At 44.7% G+C, this 18,572-nt stretch carries 19 protein-coding genes; 11 read left to right on the forward strand and 8 right to left on the reverse strand.

Translation table 11 applies throughout. From position 1 onward, the window contains the following. Positions 1-69 precede the first annotated feature (69 nt). Positions 70-465, reverse strand: a complete 396-nt coding sequence (locus BMZ28_RS08345) for an MAPEG family protein (protein ID WP_074822304.1) — start codon at positions 463-465, stop codon at positions 70-72. Positions 466-879: 414 nt separating this feature from the next. Between BMZ28_RS08345 and BMZ28_RS08350 the strand changes: the two genes are divergently transcribed. From BMZ28_RS08350 to ruvB, 7 genes are all read left to right on the forward strand, one after another. Then, on the forward strand, positions 880-1,140 hold the full coding sequence (locus BMZ28_RS08350; RefSeq protein ID WP_071845462.1) for an FmdB family zinc ribbon protein: 261 nt from the start codon (positions 880-882) through the stop codon (positions 1,138-1,140). 12 nt (positions 1,141-1,152) lie between these two features. Then, positions 1,153-2,925: an aspartate--tRNA ligase gene (gene aspS / locus BMZ28_RS08355; protein WP_074822308.1), complete on the forward strand. Its 1,773-nt coding sequence runs from the start codon at positions 1,153-1,155 to the stop codon at positions 2,923-2,925. Beyond that, complete coding sequence (gene nudB, locus BMZ28_RS08360) at positions 2,925-3,368, forward strand: dihydroneopterin triphosphate diphosphatase (RefSeq protein ID WP_047781135.1); 444 nt, start codon at positions 2,925-2,927, stop codon at positions 3,366-3,368. The genes aspS and nudB overlap by 1 nt, the downstream gene beginning before the upstream one ends. A 29-nt stretch (positions 3,369-3,397) precedes the next feature. Next, positions 3,398-4,141 carry a YebC/PmpR family DNA-binding transcriptional regulator gene (locus BMZ28_RS08365; RefSeq protein WP_047781134.1) on the forward strand — a complete coding sequence of 248 codons (744 nt, stop codon included), beginning with the start codon at positions 3,398-3,400 and terminating at the stop codon, positions 4,139-4,141. After that, positions 4,141-4,665: a crossover junction endodeoxyribonuclease RuvC gene (gene ruvC / locus BMZ28_RS08370; RefSeq protein ID WP_047781133.1), complete on the forward strand. Its 525-nt coding sequence runs from the start codon at positions 4,141-4,143 to the stop codon at positions 4,663-4,665. Before BMZ28_RS08365 ends, ruvC begins: the two co-directional genes overlap by 1 nt. A gap of 167 nt (positions 4,666-4,832) precedes the next feature. Next, complete coding sequence (ruvA, locus tag BMZ28_RS08375; RefSeq protein ID WP_047781132.1) at positions 4,833-5,444, forward strand: Holliday junction branch migration protein RuvA; 612 nt, start codon at positions 4,833-4,835, stop codon at positions 5,442-5,444. Positions 5,445-5,460: 16 nt separating this feature from the next. Then, complete coding sequence (gene ruvB, locus BMZ28_RS08380) at positions 5,461-6,471, forward strand: Holliday junction branch migration DNA helicase RuvB (protein ID WP_047781131.1); 1,011 nt, start codon at positions 5,461-5,463, stop codon at positions 6,469-6,471. Positions 6,472-6,860: 389 nt separating this feature from the next. On the opposite strand, the gene BMZ28_RS08385 is transcribed toward ruvB, so the two are convergent. Beyond that, on the reverse strand, positions 6,861-7,124 hold the full coding sequence (locus BMZ28_RS08385; protein ID WP_047781130.1) for a GrxA family glutaredoxin: 264 nt from the start codon (positions 7,122-7,124) through the stop codon (positions 6,861-6,863). A gap of 248 nt (positions 7,125-7,372) precedes the next feature. Here BMZ28_RS08385 and nfsA point away from each other — a divergent pair, with 248 nt between their 5' ends. Further along, entirely contained in the window at positions 7,373-8,095 is a 723-nt protein-coding gene (gene nfsA, locus BMZ28_RS08390) for an oxygen-insensitive NADPH nitroreductase (protein ID WP_047781129.1), read from the forward strand. A gap of 2 nt (positions 8,096-8,097) precedes the next feature. Here nfsA and BMZ28_RS08395 read toward each other — a convergent pair whose 3' ends face one another. Continuing rightward, the gene (locus tag BMZ28_RS08395; RefSeq protein ID WP_047781128.1) at positions 8,098-8,286 is read right to left on the reverse strand and encodes a DUF4250 domain-containing protein; all 189 of its coding nucleotides are present in this window, start codon (positions 8,284-8,286) and stop codon (positions 8,098-8,100) included. A gap of 115 nt (positions 8,287-8,401) precedes the next feature. Between BMZ28_RS08395 and BMZ28_RS08400 the strand changes: the two genes are divergently transcribed. Together BMZ28_RS08400 and rlmC are read left to right on the forward strand one after the other, a co-directional pair. Beyond that, positions 8,402-8,902 (forward strand): YbjN domain-containing protein, encoded by a 501-nt coding sequence (locus tag BMZ28_RS08400; RefSeq protein WP_047781127.1) that lies wholly within the window; start codon positions 8,402-8,404, stop codon positions 8,900-8,902. Positions 8,903-8,960: 58 nt separating this feature from the next. Then, positions 8,961-10,097 carry a 23S rRNA (uracil(747)-C(5))-methyltransferase RlmC gene (gene rlmC, locus BMZ28_RS08405; protein WP_074822312.1) on the forward strand — a complete coding sequence of 379 codons (1,137 nt, stop codon included), beginning with the start codon at positions 8,961-8,963 and terminating at the stop codon, positions 10,095-10,097. Here the strand turns inward: rlmC and BMZ28_RS08410 are convergent. The 5 genes from BMZ28_RS08410 to BMZ28_RS08430 form a co-directional block, all read right to left on the reverse strand. Then, positions 10,091-10,603: a methylated-DNA--[protein]-cysteine S-methyltransferase gene (locus BMZ28_RS08410; protein WP_074822315.1), complete on the reverse strand. Its 513-nt coding sequence runs from the start codon at positions 10,601-10,603 to the stop codon at positions 10,091-10,093. The two genes, rlmC and BMZ28_RS08410, sit on opposite strands and share 7 nt — an antisense overlap. Positions 10,604-10,709: 106 nt before the next feature. After that, positions 10,710-11,441, reverse strand: coding sequence for an arginine ABC transporter substrate-binding protein (locus BMZ28_RS08415; RefSeq protein ID WP_074822318.1), 732 nt, complete (start codon positions 11,439-11,441; stop codon positions 10,710-10,712). 205 nt (positions 11,442-11,646) lie between these two features. Next, positions 11,647-12,978 carry a 30S ribosomal protein S12 methylthiotransferase RimO gene (gene rimO, locus BMZ28_RS08420; RefSeq protein WP_047781123.1) on the reverse strand — a complete coding sequence of 444 codons (1,332 nt, stop codon included), beginning with the start codon at positions 12,976-12,978 and terminating at the stop codon, positions 11,647-11,649. A gap of 184 nt (positions 12,979-13,162) precedes the next feature. Beyond that, on the reverse strand, positions 13,163-15,877 hold the full coding sequence (locus BMZ28_RS08425) for an autotransporter family protein (RefSeq protein WP_074822321.1): 2,715 nt from the start codon (positions 15,875-15,877) through the stop codon (positions 13,163-13,165). A gap of 623 nt (positions 15,878-16,500) precedes the next feature. Next, positions 16,501-17,262: an IclR family transcriptional regulator gene (locus BMZ28_RS08430; protein WP_074822325.1), complete on the reverse strand. Its 762-nt coding sequence runs from the start codon at positions 17,260-17,262 to the stop codon at positions 16,501-16,503. A 276-nt stretch (positions 17,263-17,538) separates the two neighbouring features. Here BMZ28_RS08430 and BMZ28_RS08435 point away from each other — a divergent pair, with 276 nt between their 5' ends. Then, positions 17,539-18,570 carry a 2-dehydro-3-deoxygalactonokinase gene (locus tag BMZ28_RS08435; protein WP_074822330.1) on the forward strand — a complete coding sequence of 344 codons (1,032 nt, stop codon included), beginning with the start codon at positions 17,539-17,541 and terminating at the stop codon, positions 18,568-18,570. Positions 18,571-18,572: the final 2 nt, after the last annotated feature.

Below are 18,572 nucleotides of genomic sequence, written 5' to 3' on the forward strand. Positions count from 1 at the left end.
AAAGTCTGTAGACCTTAGCGGAAAAGGAAAGAGGCGAATGCATACTGTCGTGAGGCGAGTAGGATTGATTTAGTACAGAATAAAAATCTGCTCCCATGGCAAATAGTAGATATTTGCACAAATCATCATCACCATAGAAATATAGGTAGCACTCATACCAGAACGGCGCCAGCGCCAATCGCGATGTCGCAAACCATAGTAATGACTGAGGCGACCGGCAAACAACATAATGCCACTGACGTGAACCAGCCAAACATTTGCCCCATTCATTTCCATAATCACCATCAGAATGAGGGCGATAGGAATGTATTCTACCGCATTGCCGTGGATACGCGTTGCCGTTTGCAGCTCGTAGAAACCGCCGTCACCAAAGGGGACGCGATACTGTGTACGTAATTTGACAACATCGAGCGACAGCTTGAACAGGAGTAGTGCACCCAGCACAGCGTATAGTGCGCTAACCATTAATCACCCCTCTAAATATATTTTTATAACAGGATAATAACTGGGTATAACAAAATTTTCCCCTATTAAAGAAATTAATAATAGCGTAATTACTATCTTATAAGCGGGTAAAAACCGGTAAAAAGTTTATGAAAAACTTTACCTGTTGATCTTACTCGTTATATTTATCAAAGATAGGGTATTGGTGTAATAAAAGATAGTCTCGTTTTTTAGCAAGACGACATAAAAAAATTTGGCTGCTGTTTTTTTGTTCGTTTAAGCATAAATTAAATCGAATAGGTGAGATGTAACGTGATGTACTCTTATCGGCGGCTATTATTTCCTTTATAATAGCCGCCTTTTGGGTAAGGTTAGTTGTGATGGCTTACCTAAAACTGAATAATAATGAAATAACCAACATTCAGAATCACGATTATGCCTATTTATGAATACGAATGTGGTTGTTGCCAGCATCGTTTGGACAAATTACAAAAGTTTGCTGATGCCCCTTTGGTTGTATGTCCCGAATGTGGTGAATCGGCGTTAAGAAAATTGGTCTCCCCCGGACATTTCCATTTGAAAGGTTCCGGCTGGTATGCGAGTGAAGCTCAGCAAAACCGTAAGAATACTTCATCAGATACCCCTTGTGCTGGGGCCTGTCAGGCAAATTGCCCAGGCGCAGCATTGGCTGAATAAAAGGATAGCGTCATGCGTACTCACTATTGTGGACAGCTCAACACTTCTCTTGTTGGGCAAGAAGTCACCTTAAGCGGCTGGGTTAATCGTCGTCGTGATTTAGGTGGTTTAATTTTTATTGATATGCGCGACCGTGAAGGTATTGTGCAGGTCTTTTTTGACCCGGATTGTAAAGCGGCATTTGAACAGGCTTCAGAACTACGTAATGAGTATTGTATTCAGGTAACCGGCACGGTACGTGCTCGTCCCGAAAGCCAAGCTAATAACGATATGGCCACCGGCGGGGTTGAAGTTTTAGCCAGCAGTTTGAATATCATCAATCGCTCAGAGCCGTTACCGCTGGATTCAAATCAGAATAATACGGAAGAACAGCGTCTTAAATATCGTTATCTGGATTTACGCCGTACCGAAATGGCGGATAGATTGAAAACCCGCGCACGCATCACTGCGTTTGTTCGTCGTTATATGGATGGTAATGGTTTTCTGGATATTGAAACGCCAATGCTGACCAAAGCAACGCCGGAAGGTGCCCGTGACTATCTGGTACCAAGTCGTGTACATAAAGGTAAGTTTTACGCACTGCCACAGTCACCGCAGCTGTTTAAACAATTGTTGATGATGTCCGGTTTTGACCGCTATTACCAAATCGTTAAATGCTTCCGCGACGAAGATTTACGGGCGGATCGCCAACCAGAATTTACCCAGATTGACGTTGAAACATCATTTATGAGTGCCGAACAGGTTCGCACGATGATGGAGAAGATGGTTCGTGAACTGTGGCTTGAAGTAAAAGGCGTTGATTTGGGGAATTTCCCAATTATGACTTTTGCTGAAGCGATGCGTCGTTACGGTTCAGACAAGCCAGATTTGCGTAACCCAATTGAGATTGTTGACGTTGCCGATCTGTTAAAAGACGTTGATTTTAAAGTGTTCTCCGGTCCGGCAAACGATCCGAAAGGGCGTGTCGCGGTGATTTGTGTACCGGGTGGCGCGCAGCTTACCCGTAAGCAAATTGATGAGTACACGCAGTTTGTTTCTATCTATGGCGCGAAAGGTCTGGCCTGGATGAAGGTCAACGACCGTAAAGGCGGCGTGGAAGGGGTTCAAAGTCCAGTTGCTAAGTTCCTGACGCCAGAAATTATTGAGTCTATCTTGGATCGCACTCAGGCAAATGACGGTGATATCCTGTTATTTGGTGCTGATAGTTTCAAAGTTGCCACGGATGCCATGGGCGCATTACGTCTGAAAGTGGGTCGAGATCTGAAAATCACCAATGAGAATAGTTGGGCACCGCTGTGGGTGGTTGACTTCCCAATGTTTGAAGATGATGGTGAAGGCGGCTTAACGGCGATGCACCATCCATTTACTGCACCAAAGGATATGACACCGCAAGAACTGCAGGCTGATCCGGAATCGGCGATTGCCAATGCTTATGATATGGTGCTGAACGGTTATGAAGTCGGTGGCGGTTCTGTGCGTATCCATAATGGTTCGATGCAGCAGGCAGTATTTGGTATTCTGGGCATTACTGAGCAGGAACAGCGTGAGAAGTTCGGCTTCTTATTAGATGCGTTAAAATATGGTACGCCTCCTCATGCCGGTATCGCATTTGGTCTGGACCGTTTAGTGATGTTACTGACCGGTACCGATAATATTCGAGATGTAATCGCATTCCCGAAAACTACCGCTGCGGCCTGTTTAATGACGGAAGCCCCAAGCTACGCAAATCCTGCGGCACTGCAGGAATTAAGCATCAGCGTTGTTGCTACGAAGTCAGAAAAATAATGCCGCAGTTTAAGCGCCCGGAATCGGTGTTGGTCGTGATTTATAGCCGCAGCAGTGGCCGGGTGCTTATGTTACAACGTAACGACGATCCTGACTTTTGGCAATCGGTAACCGGGAGTCTGGAAGCGGGAGAGTCTACGCAACAAACGGCGTGCCGTGAGGTTAAGGAAGAGACTGGTATTGATATTCAGGCAGAGCAGCTTGAATTACAGGATTGTCGGCGTCACGTTGAATTTGAAATTTTTACACATTTTCGCCATCGTTATGCGCCGGGTGTAACGCATAATCTGGAACATTGGTACTGTTTGGCTCTACCTGTGGAGCGTGAAGTGACGCTTTCAGAGCATACAACCTACCAATGGCTTGATAAAGAGCAGGCTGCTCAATTGACGAAGTCATGGAGCAACCGGCAGGCGATTGAAGAATTTGTTATTTCTCATTAAGCCGAACGGCTTTCTACTGGAGATTTTTTATGGCAGGTCATAGTAAATGGGCCAATACCAAGCATCGTAAAGCAGCACAAGATGCAAAACGCGGTAAAATTTTCACTAAAATTATTCGTGAACTGGTCACGGCGGCTAAATTAGGCGGCGGCGATCCAGGTGCGAACCCGCGTTTGCGTGCGGCTATTGATAAAGCCTTATCCAATAATATGACGCGTGATACCTTAAACCGTGCTATTGCTCGCGGCGTAGGCGGTGATGATGCGGATAATATGGAAACTATCATTTATGAAGGCTATGGCCCAGGCGGCACGGCGGTGATGGTTGAATGTCTAAGCGACAACCGCAATCGTACCGTTTCTGAAGTGCGTCATGCTTTCACCAAAACCGGTGGTAACTTGGGTACCGACGGTTCAGTTTCTTACCTGTTTACTAAAAAAGGCGTTATTTCTTACGCTGAAGGTACCGACGAAGATGCCGTTATGGATGCCGCGTTAGAGGCCGGTGCCGAAGACGTAGTCACCTATGACGATGGTGCGATTGACGTATTTACCTCACCAGAAAGCTTTGGTGAAGTGAAAGATGCGTTAGATGCCGCTGGTCTGGTTTCTATTGCGGCAGAAGTGTCGATGATTCCCTCCACCAAAGCTGAACTGGATGAGGAAACTGCACCTAAATTACTGCGTTTGATCGACATGTTGGAAGATTCAGACGACGTGCAAGAGGTTTACCATAACGGTGAAATCTCTGACGAGGTTGCGGCTACACTTTAATGGCCATTATCCTTGGCATTGACCCCGGCTCACGAGTGACCGGTTATGGCGTTATTCGTCAGTCGGGGCGCAAATTAGAGTATCTCGGTAGCGGCTGCATTCGCACCGTTGTCGATGATCTTCCTACCCGTCTCAAGCTGGTTTATGCCGGCGTCAGTGAAATCATCACTCAATTCCAGCCGGACGTTTTTGCCATTGAGCAGGTCTTTATGGCACGTAATGCCGATTCAGCTCTAAAGCTGGGGCAGGCACGCGGAGCGGCGATTGTTGCAGCGGTTAACGTCGATTTACCGGTATTTGAGTATGCGGCACGTCAGGTTAAGCAAACGGTTGTAGGTACCGGTGCGGCAGAAAAAACGCAGGTGCAGCATATGGTGCGTACGTTACTGAAGCTGACGGCGAATCCACAGGCCGATGCCGCCGACGCATTGGCTATTGCCATTACACACTGTCACTTACATCAGAACGTGGTGCGTATCGGCAACGGTCGACTGACTTTGGCGCGTGGGCGAGTAGCCGAATAACTGACCTTTAGTGATACAGAGATCAAACAAATCAAATAAAGCTGGATATTTATCCAGCTTTATTCTGTAATAGCTGTATAAATAGGGGCGTAGTGGGTTAAACTGCATAAAGCTAATATAAGCAGCGTGATTATAATGCCCTAAGTCAGCCATAAGGAGCCTGAGTCGTGATTGGTCGTTTACGTGGAATTATTCTGGAAAAACAGCCGCCTGAAGTGCTGATTGAGGTTAATGGTGTCGGCTATGAAGTGTTTATGCCGATGAGCTGTTTTTATGAATTACCGGATCGCGGTCAGGAAGCGGTTATTTTTACTCACTTTGTAGTGCGTGAAGATGCTCAGCTTCTATATGGTTTTAATGATAAGCAGGAACGAGCGCTATTTCGTGAACTAATTAAAGTTAACGGCGTTGGTCCTAAGCTAGCGTTAGCTATTCTTTCTGGTATGTCGGCTCAGCAGTTTGTTCATGCGGTTGAGCAAGAGCAGGTGAGCATTCTGATCAAGCTACCGGGTGTGGGTAAGAAAACTGCCGAACGACTGGTTGTGGAAATGAAAGACCGCTTTAAAGGATTAAATGGCGACCTGTTTAATAATACAACTAATCTGCCGCCGGTGAGTTCGGCTAAAAGCGCTGATACCGACGCCGAAGCGGAAGCGGTTTCTGCCTTGGTTGCTCTGGGCTACAAGCCTCAGGAAGCCAGCCGTTTGGTGAGTAAAGTGATGAAGCCGGGCACCGAGAGTGAAACCCTGATCCGTGAAGCACTGCGTGCGGCACTGTGAGTTAAAGAGATAAAGCATGATTGAAGCTGACCGTTTGATATCACCTGTTGCGCAGTTTGAGGAGGAAGACTCCATCGATCGCGCTATGCGCCCTAAGCTACTGAATGAATATGTCGGCCAGCCTCATGTACGTGAGCAAATGGAGATTTTTATTCAGGCGGCAAAGTTGCGTGGTGATGCACTGGATCATCTCCTGATTTTTGGTCCGCCGGGGCTGGGGAAAACCACGTTAGCTAACATTGTTGCTAACGAGATGGGAGTTAACCTGCGAACCACTTCCGGGCCGGTATTAGAGAAGGCCGGGGATTTGGCGGCGATGTTGACCAATCTGGAGCCTCATGATGTGCTGTTTATCGATGAGATTCATCGGCTGTCACCGGTGGTTGAAGAGATTCTCTATCCGGCGATGGAAGATTATCAATTGGATATCATGATCGGCGAAGGCCCAGCAGCACGTTCAATCAAAATTGATTTGCCTCCCTTCACATTAATCGGCGCGACCACTCGCGCTGGGTCACTGACTTCACCGTTGCGTGACCGTTTTGGTATTGTGCAGCGTTTGGAGTTTTATCAGGTTAAAGATCTGGAATCTATTGTTTCACGCAGCGCCCAGTGTATGTCGCTCAATCTGTCCGACGAAGGGGCCAATCATATTGCCCGTCGCGCACGGGGGACGCCGCGTATTGCTAACCGCTTACTGCGCCGGGTACGCGACTTTGCTGAAGTGCGTGCTGATGGCGTGATTAATGCAGACGTTGCGACCAGAGCGCTGGATATGCTGGATGTGGACGTTGAAGGTTTCGACTTTATGGACCGTAAACTGCTGTTGGCGATTATTGACAAGTTTATGGGTGGGCCGGTTGGATTAGATAATTTGGCAGCCGCAATTGGTGAAGAACGTGAAACCATCGAAGATGTGATTGAGCCCTATCTGATTCAGCAGGGGTTTATTCAGCGTACGCCGAGAGGGCGGATGGCGACTCAGCACGCTTATCGACACTTTGGTATTTCAAGAGATCGCGACTAAAGTCTATCGAGCTCATCATTCCGGTGAAAACCGGAATCTGGCTGAATGGTAATGCTTGGACTTAGAGCGTTATCCCCGCTTTTGCGCTGAGGAATCCCCAGAAAAATAAACATGAATTCTTAACTATGATTTATATTGTCATTCCCGCATTTATACCGTCATCCCTGCGAAAGCGGGGACCTCGTTCTTAAGCCAAGCGTTGTCGTTAAGCTAAAACATTAGATTCCGGTTTTCACCGGAATGACGAAGGGGGGAATGCGAGCATATTCTGAATGAGTCACTAATAAGTGGAACAAATCGCTCACAAAACACCCACTTTAATCCTTTGAATCCCCAAAGAAAAAATTTCTGGGGATTCATCAGCGCTTTTGCGGGGATAACGTTAGAAATTATTGATACAGGCTTAAATTCTCTTTTGCATAGGCTTCAAAATCAGTACAGCCGCCAATATGAACCTGATCGATAAAGATTTGCGGTACGGTTTCTACTGGTTTACCAACCGTTTTTTCCAGGTCAGCTTTAGTAATGCCTTCTGCATGAATATCGATGTAGTTATAGCTGAAATCATCGCGCTCTTGGCTTAATTTTTCTGCTAATTCTTTGGCACGAACACAGTAAGGACAACCAGGACGTCCGAAAATGACAACAAACATGAGTACTCCTTGAAATTGATATTTTTCGGCCTATCGCCGCTAACTAATATAATAACACTGACCTTACTATGCCTGCCATGAGCAATTTTAAAAAGCAGGAATTACCTGTTAGTTTAATCAATATTATCTATGGTTATTAACCCCATAAAATTTATAGAAAAATATTTTATGGCTGATGATTGTGGTGTGCCTATAGGTGTTTTTCGAGTATCCTTTATGCCAAATAGTGCTGGAAAATGTAGGTTTTTATGACACCAACTATCGATCTTATCCGCGCCCATCGCTCTATCCGCGCATTTACGCCGCAACCGATTAACGATGAACAGCGACAGGCTATTGTTCAGGCAGCACTGGCAACGTCCAGTTCCAGCTTTTTGCAGTGTAGTTCAATTATTCGGGTGACCGATCATAATTTACGTTCTACGTTGGTTGAATACAGCGGCAATCAGAAACACGTGGCTCAGGCTGCGGAGTTTTGGGTATTCTGTGCTGATTTTTATCGCAATCAGCAAATTTGTCCGGAAGCTGAGTTAGGCTATGCAGAGCAACTATTACTGGGAACGGTAGATACCGCCATGATGGCGCAAAATGCGTTAATCGCAGCGGAGTCATTGGGGTTAGGGGGCGTTTATATCGGGGGCTTAAGGAATAATATTGCCAAGGTTACTGAGTTGCTTAAACTGCCGAAGCAGGTATTGCCACTATTTGGCTTATGCCTTGGTTATCCCGACCAGCATCCAGAATTAAAACCACGTTTACCGGCTGATATCGTGATGCATGAAAATAGCTATCAACCGTTAAATCGAGAGCTATTAGCCGCTTATGATGCCCATATTGTCGCTTATTATGAGTCGCGTTCTGATAATAAAAAGCATGTTAACTGGAGTGAACAGATTTCAGCGACAGTCCGTAAAGAAAGTCGCCCGTTTATTCTGGACTATTTACATCAGCAGGGGTGGGCAACTCGCTAAGTTTATTTAAACTGATTGTTTGAAGCCTGATAATGGTATCCGGCTTCAGATAACTTATCGCACAGTGCCTGTAGATCGATATCATAGCTGCGGGTAAGGTCTTCCAGTGATTCATGGTTATCTCTCAGCTTCATGTTAACGATACTGAGTAGCAAGTGGGGATCCATGGTTAAAAAATTCTGTAATGACACGTTTTTCTCCTGTTTGAGATAAAGAGTAAATAATAACTTACCTCAAAAGGTGTGAAATGAGGTAGTATTTACCGGTTATTGCACTTTCTATTCTGATTTACTGAGGGATACCATAATGGATAAGCTGATCGTCCCTGATCTGGCTTTAATGCGCCTCTGGCTCGAACAGTCTGGCGTATCCTTTTTTGAATGTGATTCCTGTCAGGCGTTACATTTACCACACTTGCAGAGCATTGATGGTATTTTTGATGCCAAAGTGGATTTGCTGGAAAACGTTATTCTATTTTCTGCGGTTGCAGAGATTCGCCCGATCGCGCTGATCCCTCTGGTGGCCGATCTTAGCCAAATTAATGCTTCATCGTTAACCACCAAGGTCTTTGTCGATATTCAGGATGATAATTTACCTAAACTGGTTATTTGCCAGTCTTTAAGCGTTGGTGCGGGCATTGCGATTGAGCAATTTCAACTGTTGCTACAGGAAGCAGAAGAGCAGACGACGCAGATTATTATGGAAGCCAGAGCCAATGAGCTGCTAATGATCAGCGATAATGATGGCGATCGGGAAGCGGAAGAGGATATTCAGATTGCCCGCCCGGTAACGCATACGATTCATTAATGTTTTTTCTGCCCGTGTTCGTCTCTTATCGTCATACCCAATTCCGGAGTTGGTTTTAATGCAGTGCGCGCTTCATGCCGCGGGGCTTTGTTATTCATGTCAGTGGATAGATAAGCCCTATACGCAGCAATTACAAGATAAACAGCAGGATCTGGAAAGGCTATTGTCGGGGTTGGCAGTTGAAACGTGGCTGAAAACAGTGAGCAGCGAACAGTCCGCATTTAGAAATAAAGCGAAAATGGTGATTAGCGGTAGCGTAGAACGGCCAGTGCTGGGTTTACCGTTCAAGGATGGGGTAGCCGTCGATCTCTGTGATTGTCCGCTGTATCCACCATCGATGCGCGATGCTTTCCCGTTATTAAAGCAATTTATACAACGGGCTGGACTTACCCCTTACAACGTTGAGCGTCGAAGAGGCGAGCTGAAATTTATTTTGTTAACCCAGAGCCGTCTAGACGACGGACTGATGTTACGCTTTGTTTTACGTTCCGAAGTAAAACTACAGCAGCTCAGGGATGCATTACCTTGGCTACAGCAGCAATTGCCTCAGTTACGGGTGATTTCCGCCAATATTCAGCCAGTTCATATGGCGGTGTTGGAAGGCGAGCAAGAGATAATGTTAACCCAGCAGCAGGCGCTGGAAGAGCATTTCAATGAGATTCCTTTGTTTGTTCGCCCTCGCAGTTTCTTTCAGACTAACCCTGAGGTTGCCGAGAAACTGTATGCCACTGCTCAAGAATGGGTTGCTGAACTCGATATCCGTAGCATGTGGGATTTGTTTTGTGGCGTTGGTGGCTTTGGTCTGCACTGTGCATCGACATCTAAGATTCGATTAACCGGCATTGAAATCAGCGCTGAAGCTATTGAATGCGCTAAACGCTCTGCGCAGGCGATAGGGCTGGAAGATATCCATTTTGACGCGCTGGATTCAACCCAGTTTGCCGAAAGCAAGTTTCAGCAAGATATTCCCGAACTGGTGCTGGTCAATCCGCCACGCCGGGGAATTGGCGCTGAACTGTGTCGTTATCTGAGTCAGATGGCACCTGACTACATTATTTATTCCAGTTGCAACCCCCAAACGATGGCAAAGGATATCCGGCAATTGACCGGTTACCGCATCATTAAAATCCAGCCGTTTGATATGTTTCCGCATACTGCTCACTATGAAGTGCTGACTCTATTGCAGCGTCAATAATCAAGGGAATATTGACGATTCTCTTTATAGCTAATGCCTTCCAGATCCAGCAGCGCTTTTTTCACCGCTAATCCACCTGAATAGCCCGTCAGCGTTCCGCTCCGTCCCAGAACGCGATGGCAGGGCAAAATAATGGCGATAGGATTAGCCCCCACCGCACCACCAACCGCTTGTGCGCCTTTGGGTTTGTTGATGGCTGCGGCGATGTCGCCGTAGCTGACGATTTCGGCATAACCAATGTTTTTTAACTGCTGCCACACCGCTTTCTGGAATTCAGAGCCTTCCGGTTCACAGGGAATGTCTGTGAAGCTGACGATCTTCCCGGCGAAGTAATCAGACAGCATGGTGATAACCTGATTGATAATTGGGGACGCTTTGCCGTCAATCCATCCAGCTTCCGGCTGGCGTTGTTCCACCTCATTAGGCAGCCAAAGCTGACGCAGGGCGATATCGTCTGCAACAATGCGTAGATTACCGACTGGGGAGAGGTAAAGTTGGTGATACATGGCGATACTCCTTTAGCGGCATAATGGCAAAAATAGTATCACTGGCCAGTTAAAATAAAAACGGCCTCAGGAAAAGAGGCCGCTAATAATACAGGGCTAGGTTTTGTTACTGTGGGAACCATTTTTTGCTGATTTGTTGATAGGTTCCATCTTTTTTCACTGCATCTAATGCGGCATTAATTTTATTGGCTAACGCAGCGTTATCCAGACGAACTGCGATACCCAGACCGGCGCCAAAGTAGGCCGGATCGGCAACGTGTTCACCCAGGGTTGTCAATTCAGGACTGGTTTTCAGCCACTCATTAACCGCCGCCGTATCACCAAATACCGCATCTATCCGACCATTTTTCAGGTCAATAACCGCCGTTTGATAACTATCATAAGGCACGGTTTTAATTTCCGGGTGTTTATCATTGAGATATTTTTGGTGGGTTGAACCGTTTTCCATCCCAACTTTTTTACCTTTCATTTGATCAACCGAAGTAATGGTGCCTTTACGGACCAGCAGCACGGCGGAGTTGGCATAGTAAGGTTGGCTAAATAACACCTGCTTGCTGCGCTCTGCGGTGATATCCATTCCGGAAATAACCGCATCATAACGACGGAATTTCAATGCAGGAATCAGGCTGTCAAAGGCATGATTAGAGAAGGTACATTCAGTCTTCATCTCTTTACACAGCGCTTTGGCCAAATCGATATCGAATCCGGCAATTTTGCTGTCTTTGTCCATAAACTCAAATGGAGGATAAGTTGCAGACGAGGCGAAACGGATAGGATCGGCAGCCTGAACAGATAATGCTGCACCGGCTAACAATAGGGTAGCTACAACTTTCTTCATAATAATGACTCCAATAATAAAATAGTCGCGCTGACTAAAAAATCGAATGAAGTGAATATATAGTCATTAAATATGAATAAGCAAGCAAAATCTGACTATTCATAAAAATAGCGGTAAAAAAGTTAGCCTAAGAGCAAAACCAATAAAAAATCCCGACATAAAAAATGATGTCGGGATTAATAGACTACAGCGTGAAAGGGGGAAATTAACGGACGACAGAACCCCAAAGGTCGTACTCGTCGGCATTCTCAATTTTCACCTGAACAATCTCGCCCACTTTAACCTGAGTTTCCTGATTCAGATAAACAACGCCGTCAATTTCCGGGGCATCGGCCATACTACGGCCAATCGCGCCTTCTGCATCAACTTCATCGATAATAACCGGTAGCGTCAGGCCAACTTTATCCTGTAGGCGTTGGGTGGAAATTTGCTGTTGTAGCTGCATAAAGCGGTGGAAGCGCTCTTCTTTAACGTCTTCATCTACTTGATCAGCCAATTCATTTGCGGCAGCGCCTTCAACCGGGCTGTATTTAAAGCAGCCAACGCGATCGAGTTTAGCCTCACGCAGGAAATCCAGCAGCATAGTGAAGTCTTCTTCCGTTTCGCCGGGGAAGCCAACAATAAAGGTTGAACGTAGGGTTAACTGCGGACAAATTTCACGCCAGCGTTTAATTCGCTCCAGAGTACGCTCAACGGAACCCGGGCGCTTCATCGCTTTTAGAATTTTCGGGCTGGCATGTTGCAGCGGAATATCCAGATAAGGCAGGATTTTTCCCGCGGCCATCAGTGGAATAACATCATCAACATGTGGATAAGGGTAGACATAGTGCAGGCGAACCCAAATACCTAATGAGGAAAGCTGCTCACACAGGCTGACCATATCAGTTTTAACCGGCTGTCCATTCCAAAAACCGGTGCGGTGTTTGATATCGACGCCGTAAGCTGAGGTGTCCTGAGAAATAACCAGTAGCTCTTTCACTCCGGCTTCCGCCAAACGCTTTGCTTCATCCAGCACTGAACCGATAGGGCGGCTATCCAGATCGCCGCGCATTGACGGAATAATGCAGAAAGTACAGCGATGATTACAGCCTTCCGATATTTTTAAATAGGCATAGTGCTTTGGAGTAAGCTTTACTCCTTGAGCCGGAACCAGACTGGTGAACGGATTAAACTCAGGCTTGGGGGCATAGGTATGCACGTGTTTTAACACCTGCTCATAGCTATGGGGACCCGTAATCTCCAGTACCTTGGGGTGAACTTCACGAATCTGATCTTCTTTGGCACCCAGACACCCGGTAACAATCACTTTACCGTTTTCGGTTAATGCTTCACCGATGGCTTCCAGTGATTCCTGAACGGCACCTTCAATAAAACCGCAGGTGTTAACGATAACTAAGTCTGCACCTTCGTAACTGGGAACCACTTGATAACCTTCAGTTCGTAGTTCGGTCAAAATACGTTCTGAATCGACCAGGTTTTTCGGGCAGCCAAGGGAAACAAAGCCGACGGTTGGTGCTTGGGGTGTAGTATTGGACATTACTCAAAACTCATTGATGTCGTCATGCAGCAGAAGAGCGATTCTTCGGTGTCTATGACTGTTAGGAATTAGGGCGAATTCTACCGATGTCGAGATGAAATTTATATAGCTATGTTTGGTCGTCTGGTAATAAACCGACTGAAAAGCTTATTTTCAGTCGGTTACCAATAAAGCATGTGATAAATTAGAAACGGTACTTGATGCCTACGGTGAGTGATGTATCACTATAGCCATTTCCACCTAACTGTTGGGCGACGTTTGTCCATAGGTTTAGGTGGCGGTTTACTTGTCCTTCGGTACCTAATTTTAATTCGCCAATATGACGACTACCGGCCTGTTGGACACGGTTTGTATCAAGAATAGCGCCAGCCTGTTTACTGTTATACAACCAGTTGATTTCAGCATAAGTTGTAAATAATTTTTCAGTGCCTTTGTCTTTATCACTGACACCTTCACGTGAAAGCGTCAGTCCCAGTCGAGTTTGTATATTATCACTGCCGCTGGAACTGATGGCTGTTCCATTAATATCCGTATGGTCGTCGGCTTTGATACCGCTCCAGATTATTTGTGAATGTGGAGTGAAATAGACATTGCCATTGATTCCCTGATAGAGATCTAAGCGATAGCCCGTTTCCATTGAGGCACTAAAGCCATTAATATCATAATCCTCGCTTGAAAGTTGTTGTCCGTCTACTTTCGCCTTCAGCCAGCTGTATTGGATCCAGCTATCAACATAGGCACCATGCAAGGTATTCGCATCTTGAAACCAAGTGCTATAGATACCGGTGTTATAACCATTAACGGTATTTTTGGAGATATGACCTGTACGTGGGGCATTGGTTTTACTCTTTGCCTCACCGTATCCAGCGATTAAGCCAAAACCAATACGACCAGTGTCGTCAGTTTGTAAGCTAAATATTTCACCACCGCCCTGAACGACATAACTGTTTGTTGTGTTATGCAACTGTCCTGAGCTATCACGAGAACGCGTATGGGAGCCCACTTGGCGTAACCACATACTGGAGTTTTCAGCCCGACCTTCGCGACCTTTCAGGTTAAGGTTAAACAGCTTGCTCGCCGCGGCCATGTTTGCCATATAACCGCCAGCTTCAGGGTGATAAACTTTGTCGCTGTTGCCATCAGCTAACTCTGAACGTAAATACCAGTTGCCATCTTCTTCATTGAGTCCATTTTTGTACAAAAAGTACTCGTAAGCGCCGATGGTGACACGATTTTTTAGCGTGAATATCCCGTTGGATTGACCGGCCACCTTCACGACTTCAATGTTATGAATATTATTGAGCGTTCGAGCACCGTTTGTTTTAATGTTATTAACAATAATGCCGGTTTCACCACTGGTATCACCCGCTACGATGAGTTTATCGGTTAACGAATTAGCGCCATTGAGAAGGGTATTTAATATCAGTGTTCCACCACCGGTATAGTTACCGTTTACCGTTAAGGTATTACCGGCTGAACTTCCCGCTAGATTAATCACACCATTGTTAATTAATGACCCCATATTTAAATTGCCAGGGGCGACGTCTTGATAGTTAACGATAGAGTTCAAGGCCGCAATGGTTCCGTTGTTCTCAACGGTGCCGTTAACGCTGCCTAAACCACTTAGGGTCGCTTCACTACCAATCGTGATATTACCTAACAATTCTGCGGAATTATTTTGATCGCCGATATTCAGCACACCGCCTTCAACAAGCCAGTTTGATGCCGCCGTATTTTGCCCGGTCAGGGTCCATATTCCGCTGTTCTGCTTTTTGTAAGTATCAAATCCACTAAATTGTGAGTCACTACTTTGGTTTAATGTTTCGACCAGGCTATCTAAAGCGAAACGGTTTCCACCGCCACTTAATATCAGCGTATTATTTGTTCCTTGAGCAAGAACATTCCCTGTCAGGTTGTAATTACCTGAAAGTTCTAATGTATTATTGTTGCCAATCAGTTCGATGGCATTAGCATTGATTTGCTGGGAACCATCTTTACCACCGGCAATGAGTCCTTCATTGACAATGATATTATTGTCACCTGTTATTTTTATACCAATACCGCCATTACCCGCGATTTTTCCTTCAGCAGGCGTGCCGCCTTCGCCGCCAATGATTGAGGCCGAATTTTGGTTCGTTATCGTATTATTATTAGATGTAAGGGTGATTGCATTACCGGCGGCGGCACCATCACCTTCGCCTTCATTATTAAAGTCAGGAAAATAGCCTTTACCGCCATTACCACCTGTGATGGTGGCGGTTGAAAAGTTGGTTAGGGTTAATTGACCATTTGTTATGGAAATACCATCGCCACCAATGCCGCCATGGCCCTGTGTAATGCCTGTACCAGTATATCCACCATTATCGGCATCACCACCAGAAATGACGGCATTAGCCCGGTTTTCTAATACGAGAATCCCTGAGGAAACCAGAAGAGCATCTCCGCCATTGCCGCCAAAAACAGCATTGCTGCCACCTTTACCGCCTTTAAGGTTGCCCGAATTAAATATCTCACCTTGTGAGAAGGTGTTATCAAGTTTAAGGGCTGCGCCAGCGTTGCTTGTTGGTATATCAGGGACAGTGCGTTCTCCATTGCCACCGATTACGTTGACGCTGCTATTTATTATTAGTTGTGAAGGCGTGTTCGCTACTGGTGACCATATAATACCTTCCTGAGCATCATCGCCATTAGATTGGTCACCATTAGTACCAAAAACATCTGATGAAATGGTTTCATTTGATGAGGTAAGCGTCGTGGTTTCAGCATTGATAAAGGGTGACGCACCAAGAGAGATTAAAAGCAAAGGTGTTGAAATTGAGTTTATTGATAATTTGCGAATAAGTGTTTTTTGGTTTTTAATGTTAAAATTTTCACAATGGGTATTAATTGTCTTTTTCATGTTTACTCTTCACTGCTCCTTTGTTTTTCATTCCATCTAATTGTTTTATATGGCTAAAAAATCTATCTCTTAATGCTTATTGTCCTTGTGTGGTTTAAGTGGACAAATAAAATGATTGCTTAGTGTGCTAAGCAATGTGTATAGACGTATTAAATGGTTTTAAAATGTATCAGGATAATACTTTATACTATTATTTAATTATTGATAAGCTTTTTTGTTAAATGTAAAAATAAACAATTTGTTTTTTCTAATGAGTTATTTTTATTGGTGTTTTTATTTTTAATGACCGCCATTTATATAAGGTTATTTTTAATTAAAAATTAAATTTTCTTCTTGTGAGTTTTTGGGTTAATTAATATTTGTATGATGTAATGGGTATATAAACCGTATTCAACCGAAATATTTTTTGACGTAAGGTTGCCTGTAGCCAAGAAAAATGCGGCTAACGGTGCACTCACCATTTGTGAAGTCTGATGCTTATGTTGTTGATTATTGCGATACTTCGATGTGTTTAAAAGTAACGGGTGCGATTGTAGGGAGAGTGAGATTCATGTGAATGAAATTTACACCGGAAGTAAATTAACAGCGCTACACTGCCAATCATTCCACCCGTTACTTAAATATTATTCTATATGCCCTAAACGGCGAGAAACCACTTGAGAAACGTTCTTCAAGTCTTCAATAACCTGCTCTAATTTAGGCTTCATTCGATTGGTGGGGCCTGCAACGCTGATTGCGCCGATAACATTATCCGTATAGTTAAAAATAGGTTTTGCGACGCAAGTCAGGCCTTCTTCATTTTCTTCATTATCAAATGAATAGCCTTTCAGGCGTATATCTGCAAGCGCCTCGTATAACCCAACACGATCGGTAATGGTATTTTCAGTATATTTTACCAGCGGCTCTTTGAGCTGTAGATCAATTTCTTCCTGTGATTGATGAGCTAATAGGGCTTTACCAATGCCGGTGCAATAGGCGGGCATACGACTGCCTAAGTGTGCGTTAGTCTGAATGGCCAGCGTACCTTCGCTTTTATATAAATAGACAACATGGCCATGGTTATAAACGCCTAAAAAACAGGTTTCCTGAGTCAGGCTGGACAGTTTTTTTAAATAAGGAATCGCCACTTCAACCAAATTAACATTCATCAGGCCTTTAATACCAAGCTCCAGTGATTTTATATCTAAAATATAACGCTCGGTCAGGTTATCTAATGTCACATACTCTCTGAGCTTCAGCGTTTCTAAAATTCTGAAGACGGTTGTTTTAGCAATTTTTGTATTTTTAGCTAAGTCAGCGAGTGAGATACCGGTAGGGTGGTTACTGACGCTTTCAAGAATGGTTAATACTTTATCGATACTTGATGAATTGAGTTTATCTGACATAAATATGAGTTCTGTTTATGGAACGATAATCCATTATAACCTCAATTTTTACTGAGGGAATAGAACATCGCTGCCTTACTACATCCCCATCCATCGTTTATGACCTTTCCTGACCTCCTTGTGTGATAACCATCACGAATTCATTTAAATGGAATTGCGTTCCGTTATTTGCGTGATTACATTGAATATGGAATGGCGTTCCATTTATTTTTTTTTTTGACTGGAATGATATTTCAACGTTAGAGGCCGTAAAATCTCTTCAATTAAGGAATAACCATGTTTATTGTTACTATTGACTCAGGTACCACCAACACCCGGGTCAGAGTATGTCAGGGGAACGCCGTCATTGCTGAAGCTAGTGGTGCCGTTGGCGTTAGAGATACGGCCATTACCGGTAGTCAATGTGCATTAGTTGAAGGCGTAAGAAGCGTTTTACATCAGGCGTTGAGTAAAGCCAATGTGAACGTTGAATCTGATGAGATGCAGATTTTAGCCTCCGGCATGATCACTTCGAATATGGGGTTATGTGAAATTCCCCATCTCTCTGCACCAGTCAACCGTGATGACCTGGCCTCCGGGGCTGTACAAAAAGTATTACCTGAAATTATTGATCATCCGATCTGGTTTATACCCGGCGTTAAAAATAACGTTTCAAAGGTTGATCTAAGCTGTTGTGAACTAATGGATGTGATGCGCGGTGAAGAAACAGAAACCATCGGGGCAATATCACTATTTGATATCAATGGTCCTGCGCTGATTATTCTGCCGGGGTCTCATTCTAAATTCGTCAAACTGGATAACCATAATCATATCGTTAGCAGCGCGACCACCATTGCTGGCGAACTACTCAGCGTGGTCACGCAAAATACCATTCTCGCTAATTCACTGGATAGTCAGTTCACCAACAATATTGATCAAGAGTACTTACTCAAAGGCGCTAAATTGTGTCAGGAAGTAGGGCTGGCCCGCAGCTGCTTTTCCGTACGTATTCTGGATTTATTCAGTCAAACCACACTAAATCAACGCGCGAATTTTTTACTCGGGACTATTTTGTACTCCGATATTTTGACTATTAAGAATAGTCAGGCATTAGCGTTTGAGGCGGATTCCACCATTGTCATTTGCGGCAAGAAAATCTTAAGGCAGGGGTTAGAAATACTCATCAAAGAGGATGAGTTTTTTATCGGCAAGATTATTGCCGTGGATGAGGATAGCAGTAAACCACTCTCCGTTATCGGTGCAAAACTGATTGCCGAACGGATTAATGAATTGAAAAACCAACCTACCAAGCAGTTAGCCGGAGAATAATA

It is taken from the genome of Pragia fontium DSM 5563 = ATCC 49100 (assembly GCF_900112475.1).
GTDB classification, from domain to species: Bacteria; Pseudomonadota; Gammaproteobacteria; order Enterobacterales; family Enterobacteriaceae; genus Pragia; species Pragia fontium.